At 68.8% G+C, this 17,863-nt stretch carries 12 protein-coding genes; 7 read left to right on the plus strand and 5 right to left on the minus strand.

Features of this window, described 5'->3' with window-relative positions:
* Positions 1-5: 5 nt before the first annotated feature.
* Complete coding sequence (locus tag ACGFZA_RS07200; RefSeq protein ID WP_393677821.1) at positions 6-1,829, minus strand: hypothetical protein; 1,824 nt, start codon at positions 1,827-1,829, stop codon at positions 6-8.
* A 500-nt stretch (positions 1,830-2,329) separates the two neighbouring features.
* Between ACGFZA_RS07200 and ACGFZA_RS07205 the strand changes: the two genes are divergently transcribed.
* Positions 2,330-3,229 (plus strand): LysR family transcriptional regulator, encoded by a 900-nt coding sequence (locus tag ACGFZA_RS07205; protein ID WP_393677824.1) that lies wholly within the window; start codon positions 2,330-2,332, stop codon positions 3,227-3,229.
* Positions 3,230-3,284: 55 nt separating this feature from the next.
* On the opposite strand, the gene ACGFZA_RS07210 is transcribed toward ACGFZA_RS07205, so the two are convergent.
* The gene (locus ACGFZA_RS07210; RefSeq protein WP_393677826.1) at positions 3,285-4,265 is read right to left on the minus strand and encodes a transcriptional regulator; all 981 of its coding nucleotides are present in this window, start codon (positions 4,263-4,265) and stop codon (positions 3,285-3,287) included.
* Positions 4,266-4,544: 279 nt separating this feature from the next.
* On the opposite strand from ACGFZA_RS07210, the gene ACGFZA_RS07215 reads away from it, so the two are divergent.
* On the plus strand, positions 4,545-7,553 hold the full coding sequence (locus tag ACGFZA_RS07215) for a S8 family serine peptidase (protein ID WP_393677828.1): 3,009 nt from the start codon (positions 4,545-4,547) through the stop codon (positions 7,551-7,553).
* Positions 7,554-7,693: 140 nt separating this feature from the next.
* Here the strand turns inward: ACGFZA_RS07215 and ACGFZA_RS07220 are convergent, their stop codons facing one another.
* The gene (locus ACGFZA_RS07220) at positions 7,694-8,464 is read right to left on the minus strand and encodes an SDR family oxidoreductase (protein WP_385279221.1); all 771 of its coding nucleotides are present in this window, start codon (positions 8,462-8,464) and stop codon (positions 7,694-7,696) included.
* A 550-nt stretch (positions 8,465-9,014) separates the two neighbouring features.
* Here ACGFZA_RS07220 and ACGFZA_RS07225 point away from each other — a divergent pair.
* The 5 genes from ACGFZA_RS07225 to ACGFZA_RS07245 all read left to right on the plus strand — a co-directional run bounded on the left by ACGFZA_RS07225 (position 9,015) and on the right by ACGFZA_RS07245 (position 16,345).
* Positions 9,015-9,506 (plus strand): hypothetical protein, encoded by a 492-nt coding sequence (locus ACGFZA_RS07225; protein WP_385279219.1) that lies wholly within the window; start codon positions 9,015-9,017, stop codon positions 9,504-9,506.
* Between the two features lie 5 nt (positions 9,507-9,511).
* The gene (locus tag ACGFZA_RS07230) at positions 9,512-10,468 is read left to right on the plus strand and encodes a hypothetical protein (protein WP_393677832.1); all 957 of its coding nucleotides are present in this window, start codon (positions 9,512-9,514) and stop codon (positions 10,466-10,468) included.
* Positions 10,469-11,548: 1,080 nt separating this feature from the next.
* On the plus strand, positions 11,549-15,175 hold the full coding sequence (locus tag ACGFZA_RS07235) for an SGNH/GDSL hydrolase family protein (RefSeq protein ID WP_393677834.1): 3,627 nt from the start codon (positions 11,549-11,551) through the stop codon (positions 15,173-15,175).
* Between the two features lie 148 nt (positions 15,176-15,323).
* Positions 15,324-15,689 (plus strand): hypothetical protein, encoded by a 366-nt coding sequence (locus tag ACGFZA_RS07240; RefSeq protein ID WP_393677836.1) that lies wholly within the window; start codon positions 15,324-15,326, stop codon positions 15,687-15,689.
* 44 nt (positions 15,690-15,733) lie between these two features.
* Entirely contained in the window at positions 15,734-16,345 is a 612-nt protein-coding gene (locus ACGFZA_RS07245; protein ID WP_393677838.1) for a hypothetical protein, read from the plus strand.
* 97 nt (positions 16,346-16,442) lie between these two features.
* Here ACGFZA_RS07245 and ACGFZA_RS07250 read toward each other — a convergent pair whose 3' ends face one another.
* Both ACGFZA_RS07250 and ACGFZA_RS07255 read right to left on the minus strand, forming a co-directional pair.
* A complete protein-coding gene (locus tag ACGFZA_RS07250; RefSeq protein ID WP_393677840.1) occupies positions 16,443-16,853 on the minus strand; it encodes a RidA family protein in 411 nt (136 codons plus the stop codon).
* 78 nt (positions 16,854-16,931) lie between these two features.
* The gene (locus ACGFZA_RS07255) at positions 16,932-17,552 is read right to left on the minus strand and encodes an L-threonylcarbamoyladenylate synthase (RefSeq protein WP_385279208.1); all 621 of its coding nucleotides are present in this window, start codon (positions 17,550-17,552) and stop codon (positions 16,932-16,934) included.
* Positions 17,553-17,863: the final 311 nt, after the last annotated feature.

Raw genomic sequence — 17,863 nt, forward strand, 5'->3', positions numbered from 1 at the left:
GGTCCTTACTGGTCCGGGTAGGCAAGGATGTTCACGTCCACCGGGTCGTCGTCGATGGAGCCGACGGTGGACCAGCACGGATGAGCCACACCTCGATCCGCGTCGAGGTCGAGGTTCTTGACGCCGGGCGAGCCGTCGGCGATCTCTTCCCACCTCTGCACGCAGTCGGAGACCGAGACCGGGAGAAAGCGTCCTGGACCGGCGCCGACGGGAACGGGCGCGGAGAAGTCCACCGGGTATTCGAGCTCGGTCTGCGGATAGCGGTAGAACGTGCCGACGTCGTTCCGCTCAGGACGATGCGGCTGCACGGTATCCGTGGGGACCGTGAGGAACTGACGATAGAGGGGGTAGTCGAGCCGCCCCTCCGGATAGATGAGGCCGCACCCGGAAAGGAAGGCGCTCGCCTTGCCCAGGGCCTCCCACAAGCGGACCTGTAGGTCGAACAATTGGGCGACGAGTTCATCCATCTGGGGAACCGCCGCCGCGGCGGCGAAATCGCTTGTGGTGAGCGGTTGGTTCTGTGCGGCCAGTGCGTCCTTCTCCTCCTGGGTGAGATCGACGGTGAACGCGTTCCTCCAGTTGTCCGCGACATGCTTTTCCCAGAAGGTGCAGGCCTTTCCGTCGGCCCATTCGCCCCAGCAAGGGCCTCCCAGCAGACCGGCGAATGCGAGGAACGCCAGGACGGCGATGCAGAAGCTGCCGCAGGCGTTCTCGCTGTCGGCCGTGCTGTCCGTTGCGGTGGGCGGCTTCGGCCCGCCGCCGAACCCGGGGCCGCCGGAGTACGAGGTCGGCACCACGCCGGGTCCATGGGCGTACGGCGGAGTGGCTGTCTCCGGGGTGGTGGGCGACTGCGGCGGATGCGCGGGATCGGAGAACATCTTCGTGATGAACTGCGGCGCGGGCAGCGTCGGCGCCGCCGGCTGCCCGAACGTGTCGAGCAGCTCCAGTTGCGTGATCAGCCGTGCGTACCCCCGGCCGAGGTCCGGCACAGCGGCCAGCTGCGACAGGTCGTACGTCGACTCGAGGGTGCGGGTGACGAAGTCGATCGCCTCACCCGGCAGCGTCCCGTCCGGTACGCCGGAGAAGCGCAGGGAGTCCGCTATCCCGCGACAGCTTCTGACGTCCGGGTAGCGTTCGCCGAACCACGACCCGACCGTATTCCGTGCTATGCGGTCCCGGAACCGGTGGGACCGGCGAGGTCCGCCGACGACTTGTGTGAGGTACGTCGATCCGTGGACGTTCGTCGAGTAGCCGGACAGGATCCCGAAGGCCATGGCACGGGTCTGCGCCGTGCCGGCCTCGCCGAACGCGGCCCGTGCGAGCGCGTCGGTTCTGCGGGCCAGGAAGACGTCCCCCCAGCCCCACTGGGACACGGGCTCGTCCTGTTGCCGCGGATGCCGCGGAATGTGGGACATCTTCCGCAGCCTCTTTCCGAGGCTGTCCATCTCGGTGAACGTGCTCTTCGCATGGTTCATGAGCTGACGGAAACTCAATGTGGCATCGCAGAACCTCGATGCGGAACCGGGGGCCGACGGATCCACGAGTGCGGACTCGATCTCCGTGCGAATTCTGCCGATCTCGTTATAGAGATCGACTCCTTCCGTCCACATTTCCGACGCTTCCGCGAGCAGCTCGATCTCCGCACCGTCCGATTCCGCCTGGTACAGCACATGATCGAGCAGGGCGCCCAGCCGTGCGTATGCGCGGTGATCGGCACATTCGGCCACGAGCTGGTCCCTGGCCGCGCCGAGCCGGGGGTGAACGGGCGCGGCGGCGAGCGCGTCGATCTGATCGGACAGCGCGACGACATGGGTTCGGGCGTCAATCATGACGCATATCCCCTTTGGATGTCGGTGATGATGTCCCCCGACAGAACTCTGGAACGGTCCTGTTGCCGACGCCCGCGCATTCGCGCGGTCCTTGCGCCCGGCCGGGCCTTCGCTCGCGCATTGCGGGATTCTCGAAAGGGCCTTTGCCACCAGGATCGCGCCGATTCATCCGTGCGGCAACTCAGTCGGCAACTCAGTCGGGCGGCGGCTCCTGGGCGAGTTGGCGCAGTTGCGGGGACCGGGAGCGGCGCGCGAGGCGTTCACGGCCGCCTCCGGCGCAACGCAACGCACCGGTGCGGGAGCCGGGAACGGACGGCCCCTCCGGCTCCGCCGCTGCGGGACCGCGATGGGGACGTACCCGCAGCCGGGACGCGGAATATACGGGGCACCTCCCACGATGTAACCGCTGTCAGTACGACGACGGCCGCGGAGAACCGCTGTCAGGACGACGACGGCCGCGGGACGGACCGCGGCCCGTCGCAGGGAGGGGACGGGAGTCGATGAGCCTTCGTCAGTTCGAGTACGCCCTCGCAGTCGCCGAGGAGGGCACGGTGACGGCGGCGGCGGAGCGGCTGCGCGTGGCCCAGCCCTCGGTATCCCAGCAGATCCGCGGCCTGGAGCGGGAACTCGGCGTGGAGCTGTTCGCCCGCACACCGACCGGACTCGTGGCCACTGCGGTCGGCCGCGCGTTCCTGCGGGAGGCGGAGGTCGCGGTGAGCGCGGCGCGGAAGGCGAGGGCGACGGCGCGGGCCGGCGCCGACGAGCTGGTGGGGGAGCTGGTGGTCGCGGCCCAGATGGGCTTCGGTACGCGGCAGCTGCCGGACGCGCTGGGCGCGCTGCGGCGCCGCTTTCCGCGGCTGGAGGTGACCGTCTTCGAGGAACCGAGCTCCGCGGAGCTGGAGCGGCTGTGCCGTCGGGGCGTGCTGGACCTGGCTCTGATGGCGGCGTGCGAGCGCAGCCCCGCCGACGCCCACCACCTCGGCGACGAGGAGTTCGTCGTGGTGCTCGGGCCAGGACACGCGCAGCTCGCCGCGGACCGGGTCGACCTGCGCGACCTGCACGAGGAGGCGTGGGTGAGGTTCGACCGCGACAGCGCGCTCGACGGCGTGCTGCTGAGCGTGCTGCGGGACAACGGTCTGACCCCGGCCACCACCGCCCGCGTCTCCCAGACGGCGACGGCCGTGCGCTGGGCCGCCCACGGTCTGGGAGCGACGCTCGTCCCGGCGTCCGCGGTGCCCCAAGGCCACGAGCACCTCGTCCGCCCGGTCTCCCCGCCCGTGTCCCATCCCGTCATCGCCGTGCTCCGGCAGGGCGCGGGCCCGGGGGAGAGGGCCCTGCTCGACCTGCTGCACCGGGAGACGTGGACCGACTCCGCCGCCTCCTTTTCGCCGCTGTCCTGACGGGCGAGGAGGGCGCGGACCGCGCCGAGCTCCTGGTGTGTGGGGGCGGGGCGCGTCACACCCAGCCGCGCTCCCGTGCCTTCACCCCGGCCTGGAACCGCGTCCCCGCATCCAGCCTCCGCCTCAACGCCGCCACCCGGCGCGTCGCCGTGCGCACGCTCACCCCCAACTGCCGGGCGATCGCCTGGTCCTTGTATCCGGCGTGCAGCAGCCGCACGAGCATCAACTCCTCCCCGCTGGGCCCCTCCACCACACCCAGTCCATCGGCGAGCAACGGCTCGGCCCGCTCCCAGTACGCCTCGAACAGCTCCATCAGCCCGTCCAGCAGCCCCGACGGATGCACCACCACGATGGAGTCCTTGCTGCCCCCGGTCAGCGGCACGACCGCGACCCGGCGGTCCACGATCCTGGCCTTGAACGGAAGGTGCGGCAACAGGCGCGACTGTTCCCCGAGCGCGGCCAGATTCAGGATCGACTCCAGCCGCCCGGGCGGCTCGATCGACTCCAGGCAGTACACGCCCCGGATGTCGACGCCGCGCTTCAGCCACTCCCAGGTCGTGGCAGTTTCCTGCTCGTTGTGGTGCGGCTCTCCCACCGGCTCCAGATAGGGCGGCTTGTCCAGCGTCCACAGATGCGTGGTCACGGACCGGCTCAACTCCTCGACCTTCCGGGCCATCGCCTCCTGGCCCGTCAGCACTTCCACCAGGGCACCCGGATCCGACCGCAGCTGCCCGGCCCGGTGCAGGCGGTGCAGATCGGCGAACTCCGACTCCACACCCGCGAACACCGTCTCCGTCTCCGACCGGCGCCGGTGCAGCAACGCCGACAGGGCCGAGCGCGGACTCACCGCCTCCCACCGGCCCCGCCCCACCCGCCGCACCAGTCCCAGGTCGGCGAGCCGCTTCAACGCCTGACCCGTACGGGCCGTTCCGGCTCCCACGCTCTCGGCGAGATCGCGCACCGCGCTCTGCGGCCCCGTCAGCACCGACCGGTACACGCCCTCGTCGAACGCGCTCACGCCCACTGCTTCCAGCACAACCAGTTCCCCTGTCACACGTGTCGGGTCGCCCGGACAGCTACGGGCAGGCAACGAACCGGCCGATCGTCCCCTCGCAGGTGGCGCGTTTGGTCACCCCGCCAAACACGCCATCAGATTATCTGGACACCAAGTGATCGCACAGCGTTCACTTCTCTCGAATCGCCTATCGATCACCCCACATGAACGGCGGTTCGTCACCCCAAGTCGCCGACTCACACACCGGGCGAGTACCCCCGCTCGCCTCTCCGGCATGCCCGAACACCTGTGAGGAAATCCGTGACACCTCAGCCACGAAGAGCGTCCCGCGTCCGGCGCGGCACCGTCGGTGCCCTGCTGACCACCACCCTCGCCGCGCTCAGCCTCCCCCTCGCCACTCCCGCCGCCGCGGGCGCCCCGGCCGGCCCGCTCACCGCCGGCACCTACCTGATCACCCTCGCCGACCAGCCCCTGGTCACCTACGACGGCAGCGTCGAGGACATCCCCGCCACCCGGCCCACGGCGGGCAGGAAGCTCGACGTCACCACCGCGAACGCCAAGCGCTACCGCACCCACCTGACCGACGAGCAGACCCACGTCGCCAAGAAGGTCGGCGCCACCGTCCGGCAGCACTACGCCGTCACCACCAACACCTTCAGCGCCCACCTCGACGCCGCCCAGCTGGTCGAGCTGGCCCGCACCGAGGGCGTCACCGACATCGCCCCCGACCGGCTCCACCACGCCACGGACGACAGGAACTCCACCGACTTCCTCGGCCTCTCCGGCCGGAAGGGCCTGTGGGCCGCCCTCGGCGGCACGGCCGAGGCCGGCCGGGGCATCGTCATCGGTGACATCGACACCGGCATCTGGCCGGAGAGCGCCTCGTTCGAGGCCCCCGCGCTCACGACCAGGAAGCCCGGCGGCAAGCACGGCGGGAAGCCCTCCAAGGACGACCTCTACCGGCCCTACCTCGACGGCACGACGACTGTCATGCACAAGGCCGACGGCACCACCTTCACCGGCACCTGCCAGACCGGCGAGAGCTTCACCGCCGCCGCCTGCAACCAGAAGATCATCAGCGCCCGCTACTTCGGTGAGGGATGGCTCCGAAACGTCCCCGCATCCAACCGCGGCGGTTACATATCCCCCCGTGACAGTGAAGGCCACGGCACCCACACCGCCTCGACCGCGGCCGGCAACGCGGGGGTCCACGCCACCGCCGACGGCCATGACCTCGGCACCGTCTCCGGCGTCGCCCCCGCCGCCACCGTCGCCGTCTACAAGGCCCTCTGGCAGAGCAAGGACGGCACCCAGGACGGCGGCCTGACCAGCGACCTCGTCGCCGCCATCGACCAGGCAGTCGCCGACGGCGTGGACGTCATCAACTACTCCCTCGGCGGCATGTTCGAGAGCGCGTACGACGACCCGTCCCAGACCGCGCTCCGCAACGCCGCCGCCGCAGGCGTCTTCGTCGCTACCGCCGGGGGCAACGCCGGACCCTCGGCCGCCAGCCTCGACAACACGGCGCCCTGGACCACCACCGTCGCCGCCGGGACCATCGCCCCCTACACGGGCACCGTCACCCTCGGCAACGGGCAGAGCTACACGGGCATCAGCACCAGCGTGCACGGCACCGTCGGCTCCGCCCCCCTCGTCCGCGCCGCCGCCGTCAAGAACGCCGACGCCGGGACCACCGACGCCAACCTGTGCATCGCGGGGACCCTCGATCCCGTGCTCGCCGCAGGCAGGACAGTCGTCTGCGACCGGGGTACCAGCGCCCGTGCCGACAAGTCCGCAGAGGTCAAGAGGGCCGGCGGCATCGCCATGGTCCTGGTGAACACCCGTGACGAGAGCACCGACGGCGACCTGCACTCGGTGCCGACCGTCCACCTGAGCGGCCCCGACGCCACCGCCGTACGCGACTACGCCGCCACGGACAACGCCTCCGCGACCCTCACCGCCGGCGGCAAGGGCGCCACCTATCCGCAGGTTGCCGGATTCTCCTCCCGCGGTCCCTCCCTCGTCGGCAACGGCGACCTCCTCAAGCCCGACATCACGGCCCCCGGCGCCACGATCCTCGCCGCCGTGGCCCCGCCCGGCAACCAGGGCCGTGACTTCGACTTCTACTCCGGTACGTCCATGGCGACTCCGCACATCGCCGGCCTCGCCGCCCTCTACCTCTCCGAGCACCCCACCTGGTCCCCGATGAGCGTCAAGTCGGCCATGATGACCACCGCTTCCCCCACCAAGGCCGCCGACGGCAGGAACAGCGGCGATGTCCTGGCCGAGGGCGCCGGTGAGGTCGAGGCCCGCGCTATGCTCCGGCCCGGACTCGTCTACGACTCCAACGACCGGGACTGGCTCGCCTACCTCGAAGGTGTCGGCGTCGACACCCGGACCGGCACCCGGGCCATCGACCCCAGCGACCTCAACTACCCGTCCATCGCGATCGGCGAGCTCTTCGGCACCCAGACGGTCACCCGCACCGTCACCGCCACGTCGGCCGGAACCTACCGCGCCGAGGCCGACCTCCCCGGAGTCAGGACCACCGTCTCCCCGTCCGTCCTGCACTTCAGCCACGCCGGGCAGAAGCGCACCTTCACCGTGAGGTTCGACGTGACCACCGCGCGCTCGGGAGTCCTGGACACCGGTTCCCTCACCTGGACCTCCGGCCGCACCACCGTCCGCAGCCCGATCGCCGTCACCCCGCAGAGCGTCCACGCCCCCGCCGAGGTCAAGGGGACCGGCACCAGCGGTGAGACCACGTACTCCGTGACCCCGGCCACCACGACTCTCGTGGCCACCGCCTACGGCCCGGTCGCCTCACCCCTGACCAAGGCCTCCCTGACCGGGACCGGTGCGGAGACCTATTACGAGGCGGACATCCCGGCCGGCACCAAGGCCTCCCAGATCTCGGTCCACTTCGACGCGGCGGCGGACACCGTCGTCGGAGTCGTCTGGGGACGGATGACCGACGGTGTTCTGCAGTCGGCCGAGTTCGCTGATCCCGACAGCGACGGGACATCCACCATCAGCCTGCCGCAGCCGAACGCCGGGACGGTCTTCGTGGCCGTGGTCGCACTCGGGAGCACCGACGACACCGTCACCCCGTACACGTATCAGGTGAACAACATCACCGAGGACAGCCCGGTCACCGGCAAGGTCACCGTCACACCCGACCACGCCCGTGTCACCCCCGGAACCCCGACGGACGTGACCGCCACCTGGTCCGGCGTCCCGGCGGACACCCGGTCCACCACCTGGATCGAGTACTCCAACGGTGCGGGCAGCCTTCTGACCCTCAACTGACACCCGGTACACGGAAGCGGGGGGGGGGGGGGGGGGGGGCCCCCCCCCCCCCCCCCCCCCCCCCCCCCCCCCGGGGGGGGGGGGGGGGCGCCCCCCCCCCCCCCCCCCGCTTCTCCTTCCGCGCCCCGGCCTCCGTGGGCTCAGCCCCGGGGGAACTCGCCGCCGTCCACGGTGAGGATGTTCCCCGTCACCCAGCTCGCCCGGCCGGAGACCAGGAACAGCACGGCCTCGGCGATGTCATCAGGCCGCCCCACGCGCCCCAGCGGCACACCGTTGTTGTCCGCGCCCGGCCCCGGGACCAGACGTGCCCACTCCTCCCGCGTCGCCTCGCCGCCGGGAGTTTCGGTCCTGCCGGGGCTGACGGCGTTGACCCGGACACCGAACGGCGCCAGCTCCAGGGCCAGCCCCCGGCTGTAGTTCTCCAACGCGGCCTTCGCCGCCGTGTAGTGCAGGAACGGCGGGGGAGCGAAGGGGGTCGCGGCCGAGGAGACGTGCACGATCGCCCCCGAACCCCGTTCCCGCATGCCTGGTGCCAGCAGCGCGTCCAGCCGTACCGACGCCAGGTAGTTCAGGTCCAGCTGGTCCTGCCACTCCTCGTCGGGGATGTCTGCGGTGTGCCGGAACGGCCGCGCCCCGCCTGCGTTGTTGACCAGGATGTCCACCCCGCCGAGGACCTTCTGCGCGGCAGCGGCGAGCGCCTCCGCGCCGGCCCGCGTCCGCACGTCCGCCTCCACGAAGGTGACACCGTCCGGCACCGTGGGCGGCGTCGACCGTGCGGTCGTGAGCACCTCGGCACCGGCGTCGAGGAGGCGGCGCACGACGGCCGCTCCGATTCCGCGAGAACCACCTGTGACCAGGGCCCGCTTTCCGGCGAGTTCCCTCGTTCCCGATCCGTTCTCCGTTGTGGTCATGGCGCCACCGGTCCTCTCAGATATTTTGTGATCGTTCCGCTCGACAGAAAGGCGGTCGGCCGTGTACGACCGCGAATCCGTGCGGGTCGCGGCGTGTACGTCGTCGAGCTGTTCCGACCGTATGGCCGGGAAAGAGCGAGAGGCAAAGACGAAAAGGCAGCAGGGGCTATAGGGGATGCCTATACGGGATTCCGCCGGTTCCGCCACGCGATCGCGGGCGGAGTGAAGCATTCCGTCGGTCACGTTCCGCGAGCGTTCGACGACGGGTCGACGTAATGCGCCCAAGCGGGCAAAACGGTTAATGAGCTCGATACGGTTCAGGTTCTCGCGCGCCGATCACGCACGCGTGGAGCTCTTTTCGGACACATTCTGACAACTACGCAGGTGCGGGTGACGGGAATCAGCCACCGTCCATTCATCCTTCGTGTTCCCTCCGCGCCTGCCTAAGCTGCGCCTGGGGTCGGTGCGAGACGGAGTGGGACACCGGCCTCACTCCTGGTAGTTGTCCTGAACTCCACGAATCAGAGGGATGAACTTGAAGAGACCGAGTGTGGCAAGTTGCGTCGCAAGCGCCGCCATCACGGTGGCCGCGCTGCTTGTTTCCGCTTCACCCGCGAGCGCCTACACGACGTACAGCGACGATCAGTGCAGCTCGACGACGCGGTGTTTTGCGATTTTCTTCAACAGCATGTCGAACATCGGTATTTTCAGCAACGCTTGCTTCATCACGAACAAGACGGAGGACTCGCATCTGGGCCATGACTATCTGACGTCCTCCGGAATGCAGGAGATCCGCTACCAGTTCAACTACGGGTCAGGGTTTCACGGCCTGCCGAACGGGAGTTACTGCCAGGGGACCGACCCCGGTTCCGGGTACAGCGTGAAGAACAATGCCGCCGGGGCGTCGAACGGTGACTCCCGATCGCATCGGGTCTTCTACAACAGCAACCAGACCGGCACCTATCAGACGATCGAGGCGGGTCATAATGAAAATCTCGTTGCTGCTCTGAAGAACGAAAACGCCAGCAGCGAGAGACTGTGATGAATATGCGAAATTCCATTTTTGGCGGTGCCGCAGTTCTTTCGCTGGCGATCATGGTCACCGGCTGCGGACAGCAGAACGCGAACGGCCCCGAGGTGGTCACGGACCGGGGACCGGCCGCGACGGCCGAAGCCGCAGGGCCCAAGGTGTTCCACGAGAACTGGCCCGAGAAAGTGCCCTCCAAGGGGCTGGCCAAGGGCATGGCCCTGCCGCTCGAGACGTTCATGACCTCCTACGCGGACGAGATCGCTGTCCAGCAGGCGCGCGACATCGCGGAGACCTCGTGCATGCGGCGCTACGGGTTCACGAACTGGCGCACGGAGGACCTGGGGGTCTCCCCGCCGGTGGCGGACAACGCCTCGAACATGCCCAGGCGCTACGGCCTGAGCATCCTGGCCGAGGCCGAACAGTACGGCTACCACACGCCGAACCAGGCCGTCGAGAGCACTCCGCCTCCGGAGCAGGAGGTACCGGAGGCCGCGACGGTCCTGCAGGGCAAAGAGGGAACCGAGCTGGTCAAGTCCTTCAAGGGGGATGCCCTTCCCGAGGGAGGGTGCACCGGTGAGGTGAATCGCGAAGTCGGAGATCTGGACACCGGACTCGTTGAGCAACTGAGCGCGGAGAGCTTCGAGAAGTCGCAGGCGACCCCGGCCGTCAAGGCGGCGATGGGCGCCTGGTCCAGCTGCATGAAGGGGCGCGGCTTCGAAGCGGCCACCGTCTGGGACACCGACGAGCTGGTCGGTGTCCAAGGGCCGACGGCCACGGACAAGGAGATCGGCATCGCGACGGCTGACGTCGAATGCAAGGAGGAAACCAACCTGATCAAGGTGTGGTTCGACCAGGAGTCCGTGATCCAGCGCGAGTTGATCAAGGGCAACCAGGCGTCCCTCAGCGGTGCGCGGACACTCTCGGACAAGACCTTGGGCGCCGCTGCGCGCCTGAGTGCGACCGCCGGCAGTTGATCACCGCGGGGCGGGCGGGGCACGACCTCGCCCGGGTCTGCGGGAGCTGACGAAATGGCTCGGCCACCACCCCGGCCGGGCCATTTCGCTGTTCCCGTGCCGCATAGGGGAGTCAGTGATTCCGAATAGCCTCATCAGATCGGGAGGAATGCGTTAAACACCCGATTGGTGAATAGGTCGCCGGGCGTGTGTCTGTCGACCTTGTCGACGGCCTTTAGGCCCGCCCGCTCGGCGACATATTTGTGCTGCGAGGGCGAATTTCGGCCCTGTTGAATCCGGACTCCTGGATTCCCTCCGGGCGACACGGGGGTCCGGGGCGTGATGCCGCAGCTCAGGGCCAACAGCCTTGTTCCGCGGTGCGATCCGCTGGATCCGGCCATCGGATAAACCGCCTTGCCCGGGTACGGGGGCCCTCCTACTGTGACCGCGAAGTGGGCGCCCGGGGTGCACAGGGGTCGCTGCGCATGACCTGAAAGGGGCCTGCGCCTCGACCGGCTGCGCCTCCGGCGCCCGGCAGGGGGGATGCCGGTCGGATCGCATCCGTCCCGGCCTGACCTGCACACGGATGTCTGTCCCATCCGCGCCGTCTGCAGAAAGGTGCTCCTCCCGGTCTCACCCAGGACCGCCGCTCGGCCCACGCTCTTTCGGGGCGCGGCGGTGTCTTCGCATGCCCGAAGCAAGAACAGACAGAAGGGGTTAACCGTGAAGGTGCCCAGACGGGCCCGCGCCGCGGTCGCAGTGCTTGCGGCCACGACGATTCTCACCACAGTCGTACAGACCGTGCCCTCGTTGGCTGATACCCGGCCTAATCCGTCGGCCGAACAGTCCGAACAGTCCGAAAAGGCAGGAGAGTCCGCACAGCCCGATCGCCCGGTGCCACCCGCCAGGGTTCCGGACCCGGGCAAGAAGCTCGGCCCGGACTGGATGACGTCGAAGGACCGGGCGTTCACCGCGGCCGCTGCCACGCATGGCCTTCAGATCCTCGCCGCGGAATCGAGCAAAGCCTATGAATGGAGGACGGCTGCGACACTTGCTGAGCCCGGAGTGCCGGCAGATACATGGATCGGCAACGAGTGTGTCATGGACGCCGATCACATTGCTGCTGTGTACGCACCGCGGGCGTTCACCAATAAACCTGATCTGATGCAGGGTGGCGCCTTCGCCGCCATCGTCAACACCACCACCGGCAAGGTGGTGAAACTCGCCTTCACGGCGTCGCTCGCCTACTTCGACCCGTCCTGCAACACAACTACGCACACAGCCGCGTTCACCGCCTTCCGCGAGATGAACGACCCGGGGAAGACCAGGACGCGCGTGGTCACGGTCGACACGGACGGCAGGACTACCGGTTCGACGGTGACGGCAGGCGAGGTGACCAGCGCGGTGCCCGTCAAGGGGGGCACGGTCGGTGGGCGCGGACACGACCTGATCCGCATCGACAGGGCCGGCAAGGTGACCGTGCTCGCGCGTGCGGACAGCACTCCGTTCGATATCCGTCCCACGGCCCAGGGGCATGTTGCCTTCGTCGACCACCGCGGCAACGCCACGGCACACGCCAAGCTGTTCCGCGGTCACGGCGAGCCGTCCGTGTTCGCCACCGGCGAGCTCGGCGAAATCGACCTGCGCCAGGGCAGCGAGGGGCGGGTGTTCCTCACCGGCAAGCCCGACACCGCGCGTACGGCGACCACGGGCGTCGCTCTGCTGAACGCGCCGGCCGATACGGATGTGTCCACTCTGGGCCGACTCGCCGTCAATCCGGTGCTCACCCCCGGCGTCCGCCACGGACTGGAGCGGATCAAGGGCGCGGGCAAGGGCTTCGACGCCAAGGACGCCGGTCAGAGCGGTTCCCAGGAGCGGACGGCAGGCGCGCCCGACACCGTGGACGAGGACCAGCCCGTCATCATCACCTCCACCGCCCTCGGCACCGGTGCGAAGATCGAGCAGGCCACGGACGACACCGTGGCGGCGACGGGCAACGGTTCCTTCTCGCCCGCGCTCACGGCGGGCCAGGCGCCCGCCGGACTCGCCGCCGCAGGAGTGTCGCACGACCCGGTCGACACCGACCGCTGGTGCTCGGTGCCTCGCAATGACACGAAGTCACTGGCTCTTCAGCCCACTCCGAATCAGGTCGAGTGGGCGGTGGACATGGCCGTGCGGGGCGAACTCCGTTCCAACTGGATCAAACAGGGCGACTGGCGTGGCCAGCTGGGACTGGGCACGGTCGATCCGCAGGGCCTCTTCCCTCGTCCGGAGCTGACCGGAGGCGGGCGCATTCCGGCGAACGTCCTGCTGGGCGTGATGGCCCAGGAATCCAATCTGTGGCAGGCGGAGCCGGGCTCGATACCCGGCCAGATGGGTAACCCACTCGCCTCCTACGCAGGGTTCTACGGGCACAAGGGCGACGACGCCGCCGACTACTGGAAGATCCACTGGGACAAGTCCGACTGCGGCTACGGCGTGGGACAGGTCACCGACGGAATGCGGCTCGCAGGACATGAGAAGGAGGACGAAGTCCCCCTGTCCCCGGCCAAGCAGCGCGCGGTCGCCCTGGACTACACCGTGAACGTCGCCGCCTCCCTGTACATCCTCGCCGACAAGTGGAACGAGATCCACGAGGCGAACCAGAAGGTCACGCTCAACAACGACGACCCGGCCCGGATCGAGAACTGGTTCGCCGCGCTGTGGAATTACAACCTCGGCTTCAATCCCCGCTCCGACGAAGCGGAGAACGGCAACTGGGGCCTCGGCTGGTACAACAACCCCGCCAATCCCCTCTACCCGGCGGACCGCGACCCGTTCATGGACGCGTTCAAGGATCCGACCGGCTGGCCGTGGGACGCCGCCCATCCCCAGTACTGGCCCTACGAGGAGAAGGTGATGGGCTGGTCCGCCTGGTCCATCGACGCCGGCTTCTCGTACGCCACCTCCGGACGGCAGGACTGGCCTGGCGATTCCGGATACTCGACGGCCGGATTCCGGCCTGCCTGGTGGCCGAGCGACGGCGACCGGATGGCGGTGAAGCCGCCGCTGGACACCTTCTGCAACGAGCACAATGGCTGCGACGCGTCGAATCCGCCGGACTGCCAGACCGAGGCGTGCTACACGCCGTACTGGTGGCATGAGGAGAACGCGTCCTGGAAGGGGCCGAATTGCACCAGCTGCGGCAACGAGAACATCAAATACGCGACGCTGGTCGCCGAGCCGGGACGCGGATACCGGCTGCAGAACGGTGAACCCGTCTGCGGCAGCGGCGGCCTGCCGACGACCGCGATGGTCGTCGAGTCCTCTCCCGACCAGATGAACACCTACGGCTCGTGCGGTACCACGGGCACCGACTACGGCCACTTCAGTTTCGACTTCCAGCCGGACTCCGACAACCACTACGAGGCCAAGGGCGACCTCTACCAGATAGGCGGAGGGCACGACGGCCAGTTCTGGTACGCCCACACACGCGACTCCGCGCATCTCGGGGGTGCCAGTGGCCTCATGACCATCACCGGCACGTGGACTCTGGACCAGAGCCTGTCGTGGGCACGCGTCCTGGTCCATCTGCCCGACACGGGCGCCCACACGAGACAGGCCGCCTACAAGATCAGCGGCGCCGACACCTCGAGCAACGTGAGGATCGTGGAGCAGCGCGCCGACCGGTGGGTGAGCCTCGGGGCCTTCCACTTCACCGGAACACCTCAGGTCACCCTCACGAACGCGACCGACGACGGCACCGCGGACGAGGATGTGGCCTGGGACGCGGTGGCCTTCCAGCCGCTCAACGGTAAACCGGCCAATGTGTTGGTCGGCATGGGTGATTCCTACTCGTCCGGAGAGGGCGCGTCGGACCCGGGCGGCGACGACTACTACCCCGAGTCGGACTACGTCAGCAAGGCAGGCGGGGACAAGGTCAGGGACGCCTGCCACCGCTCGAAGTACGCCTGGTCCCGGCGTGCCGTCCTTCCAGGTGAAACCGAGTCGACGGCAGACCTGGACGACCGCTGGGACGCGCGCATGGACTATCACCTCATCGCGTGCTCCGGCGCCCGCCACTACGACATCCTCGACCAGTCCTTGAGCGGTGAGCTGCCACAGATCGAACAGGGATATCTGGATCAGCACACCACGCTGGTATCACTGTCGGTCGGCGGCAACGACATGGCGTTCGGCGACATCTTCACCCAGTGCATCAAGTCGCTCAGCGGCCCGTGCCAGGACGATTCGATCGAGGAACGAAATCCGGACACCGGGGAGAAGCTGGGCACCCAGACGCCCGCGCTGAAGGACTGGGCGCCGGCCTGGGCGCACGACACGCTACGACCCCGACTGGTGAAGACCCTGGCCGCGATCCACGCCAAGGCCCCGTACGCCAAGATCGTCCTCATGGGCTATCCGAGACTGCTCGAACACCTCGGGTCCTGTGTGATCGGCATCGGCACGGTAGAAGGACCGTGGCTCAACGAGATGGCCGACGTCGTCGCGACGGAGATGAAGGGAGCCACCGCCGACGCGGGCGCCTACGCGGTGTTCGCCGACCCGCGTGACGCCTTCGACGGGAAGGCGGTCTGCGGGGATCCGGAAACGATCCACGGCATCGTCCTCACCGGCCGCGCCAAGGCCGACGCGACGGCGCCGAATCCGTCCATGAAGTCGTTCCACCCGAAGGTCTCCGGAACCGTCCACTACGCGGAGGCGTTCGAGGACGCCCTGGCCCCGTAGCGAAGGCGGCTCACGCATGTCTCGGGGGGCGTCCCAGCACCATGGGGCGCCCCCTGCTGAGTACGCGTGCGGATGGCGTGCCCCTCGCTGGGAGAGGAACATCGCGGTCATGTACCCCTACGTCATACGAGCCTTGAAGGCGGCTGCGGTGACAGCAGTCGCCACCGTGGCCGGACTTCAGTTGTTCGACGTGCTGTACGCCTGGGCCGATCATGCCGCCGATGTGGAAAGCGCCGCCGGGGTCGGCTGGTTCGCCGGGACCACTCAGTACCTCGTGGCCAACGTGACCGGCCTTCTGTTCCTGCCGTTCGCCGTGGCGGTGGGCCTTCGCCTCACGGGCGTCAAAGGCGGACTGCTCGCTGTCCCCGTGTCAGGCCTCACCTGGCTCGTCCTCACGGTCCCTCACCTCGTGGACTCCCGCCCCGGGGCGGGCACGGTCATCCTGTGGGTGACCGTCCAGGTCGCGGCCACGGCCGCCGCCACCGTCCCGCAGACCGCGTCCCCGCGGCCATGAACCGGCGCGGCCGGGTGAGCGGGGCCGTGTGGCGGGTGGTCCGGGTGCCCGCTCACGTTGGCCTCGTCACGCTGGTGACCCTCTACGACTTCGTGAAGAGGGTGCGGCCTCGGAAGGTACGCGAACTGGCCGGAAGCCGAGAGGCCGAGGTGCTGCGTACAGCGAGCGAGGGGGAGTTGCGGGCCATCGCCCTCGCCTACGGCGCGCTGCCCTCCCTGACCCTTCGCATGCTGACGGTCGAGGACGTGTGCTCGGGCGGAGGTGGCTGGACGTTCGCCTCCGGCGAGGACTTCGCAGTCGCCTGCACCCTGCGCGTCCGTGCCTACTACAGCACCACCGAGGACATGGACGCCGTCCTGGAGGACATTCTCACCGAAGGTGACACACCCGGCTCGCGTATCGTCTTCAGCCACGACAACGAGCCGCTGGTCACGCCGGATTCGGGCCGACTGTACGGCAGGGGGCAGACCGTGGCCTGGGACCTTCCGGCCTGCCCTGTCGAGGAAGTCGCCGCCCGCACGCGCGCGTGCGACCCTCCGCTCTACCGATGCCTGTGCGAAGGAGACCACGCAACCGTGGCCGACATCCGGAACGCCCACGGCCGAGTCGTCCGACTCGGTCTCCACGCGGTCCGGTACTTCCGCGTCGACCGGTAAGAGCTGTCCGTCCATCCCGGGGCGTCGGCCTCGGGAGCCGGGAAGCCCGGTCCGCGCGCACCCGGACCCTGCACACCGTGCCGGCCCCGTCCGGGGGTCAGGCGTCGAGGACGGCGGCCACGGCTTCGATCTCGACGAGCTGGTCGGTGTAGCCGAGCACGGTGACGCCCATCAGCGTGCTGGGAACGTCGTGGTCGCCGAACGCGGCCCGGACCACCTTCCAGGCGGTCCCCAAGTCGCCCTGCCGGGTGGACGCGACGAGCACGCGGGTGCTGATGACGTCCTCCAGCGAGGCACCCGCGGCCGCCAGGGCGGTCTGCATGTTCTCCACGGCCTTCGCCGCCTGGGCCGCGTAGTCACCGACCGCCGCCGTCGAACCGTCCTCGTTCAGCGGGCACGCGCCCGCCAGGAAGATCAGTCGCGCCTCGGCGGGGGCGGTGGCGGCGTACGCGTACTCGGCGACGTCGGACAGGGCCGCGGAACGTATCAGGGTGACGGCACGGGGCATGGTCGGTCAGGTCCTCCGGTGTGAGGGGAGCGGGGAATCGGGTCCGGCGGGCCGGGACGGACCCGGCCCGCGCGCGGCCTACTCGAAGCGGGAGGGGTCGCCCGCTCCGCGTCGTACGATCTCCAGCTCACCGCTGGAGAAGTCGATGACGGTGGTGGGCTCGGTGCCGCAGTCACCGGAGTCGACGACGACGTCCACCTCGTGGTCGAGGCGTTCCTTGATCTCCCAGCCCTGGGTCATCGGCTCCTCCTCGTCTGGCAGGAGCAGGGTGCTGGAGAGCAGCGGCTCGCCGAGTTCCGCCAGCAGGGCCTGGACGACGGCGTGGTCGGGGATGCGGACACCGACGGTCTTCTTCTTCGGGTGCAGCAGCTGACGCGGCACCTCCTTCGTCGCCGGAAGGATGAAGGTGTACTGGCCGGGCGTCGCGGCCTTGATGGCGCGGAACACGTCATTGTCGATCTGTACGAACTGCCCGAGCTGGGCGAAGTTCTGGCACATGAGCGTGAAGTGATGGCGGTCGTCGAGGTTGCGGATCGCGCGGATGCGGGAGATGCCGTCACGGCTGCCGAGCTGACACCCGAGTGCGTAACAGGAGTCCGTCGGATACGCGACGAGCGACCCGGAGCGGATGCTTTCGGCCACGTTGGTGATGGTGCGTCGCTGGGGATTTTCGGGATGTACGTCGAAATACTTCGCCATCCGGCGAGTCTACGGCCGGGACGGCGAGCGTTTCGAGGTAAAAGCGGGTTGTCCTGCTCCGGGGAGGGACAGGACAACCTTTTCGGGTGGTGAGGCGCCGCTCAAACCTTTTCGGCCATGGCGGGTGCTGCGGTGCCGGGAGTTCCCTCGGTCCGGTCGGGCCGCGTCGGGTGCGTCATACAGTCAACATGCACACTGCATAGAGAGTGCATGATGCATGTTACGTGCACGATGCACACATGTGGTATATATGTACAAAAGAGGTCGCCCGCCCCCGGGGAGGCGAGCCCGGCAGTCGAAGGAAGCCTTGC

The organism is Streptomyces sp. NPDC048211 (assembly GCF_043202315.1).
GTDB lineage: Bacteria > Actinomycetota > Actinomycetes > Streptomycetales > Streptomycetaceae > Streptomyces.

What these genes read in the sequence shown, in the direction of transcription:
- ACGFZA_RS07235 (WP_393677834.1), top strand. Translation starts at nt 11,549, where the DNA reads ATGGACGCCGATCACATTGCTGCTGTGTACGCACCGCGGGCGTTCACC.
- ACGFZA_RS07250 (WP_393677840.1), bottom strand. Translation starts at nt 16,853, where the DNA reads ATGCCCCGTGCCGTCACCCTGATACGTTCCGCGGCCCTGTCCGACGTC.
- ACGFZA_RS07200 (WP_393677821.1), bottom strand. Translation starts at nt 1,829, where the DNA reads ATGATTGACGCCCGAACCCATGTCGTCGCGCTGTCCGATCAGATCGAC.
- ACGFZA_RS07205 (WP_393677824.1), top strand. Translation starts at nt 2,330, where the DNA reads ATGAGCCTTCGTCAGTTCGAGTACGCCCTCGCAGTCGCCGAGGAGGGC.
- ACGFZA_RS07230 (WP_393677832.1), top strand. Translation starts at nt 9,512, where the DNA reads ATGCGAAATTCCATTTTTGGCGGTGCCGCAGTTCTTTCGCTGGCGATC.
- ACGFZA_RS07255 (WP_385279208.1), bottom strand. Translation starts at nt 17,552, where the DNA reads ATGGCGAAGTATTTCGACGTACATCCCGAAAATCCCCAGCGACGCACC.
- ACGFZA_RS07220 (WP_385279221.1), bottom strand. Translation starts at nt 8,464, where the DNA reads ATGACCACAACGGAGAACGGATCGGGAACGAGGGAACTCGCCGGAAAG.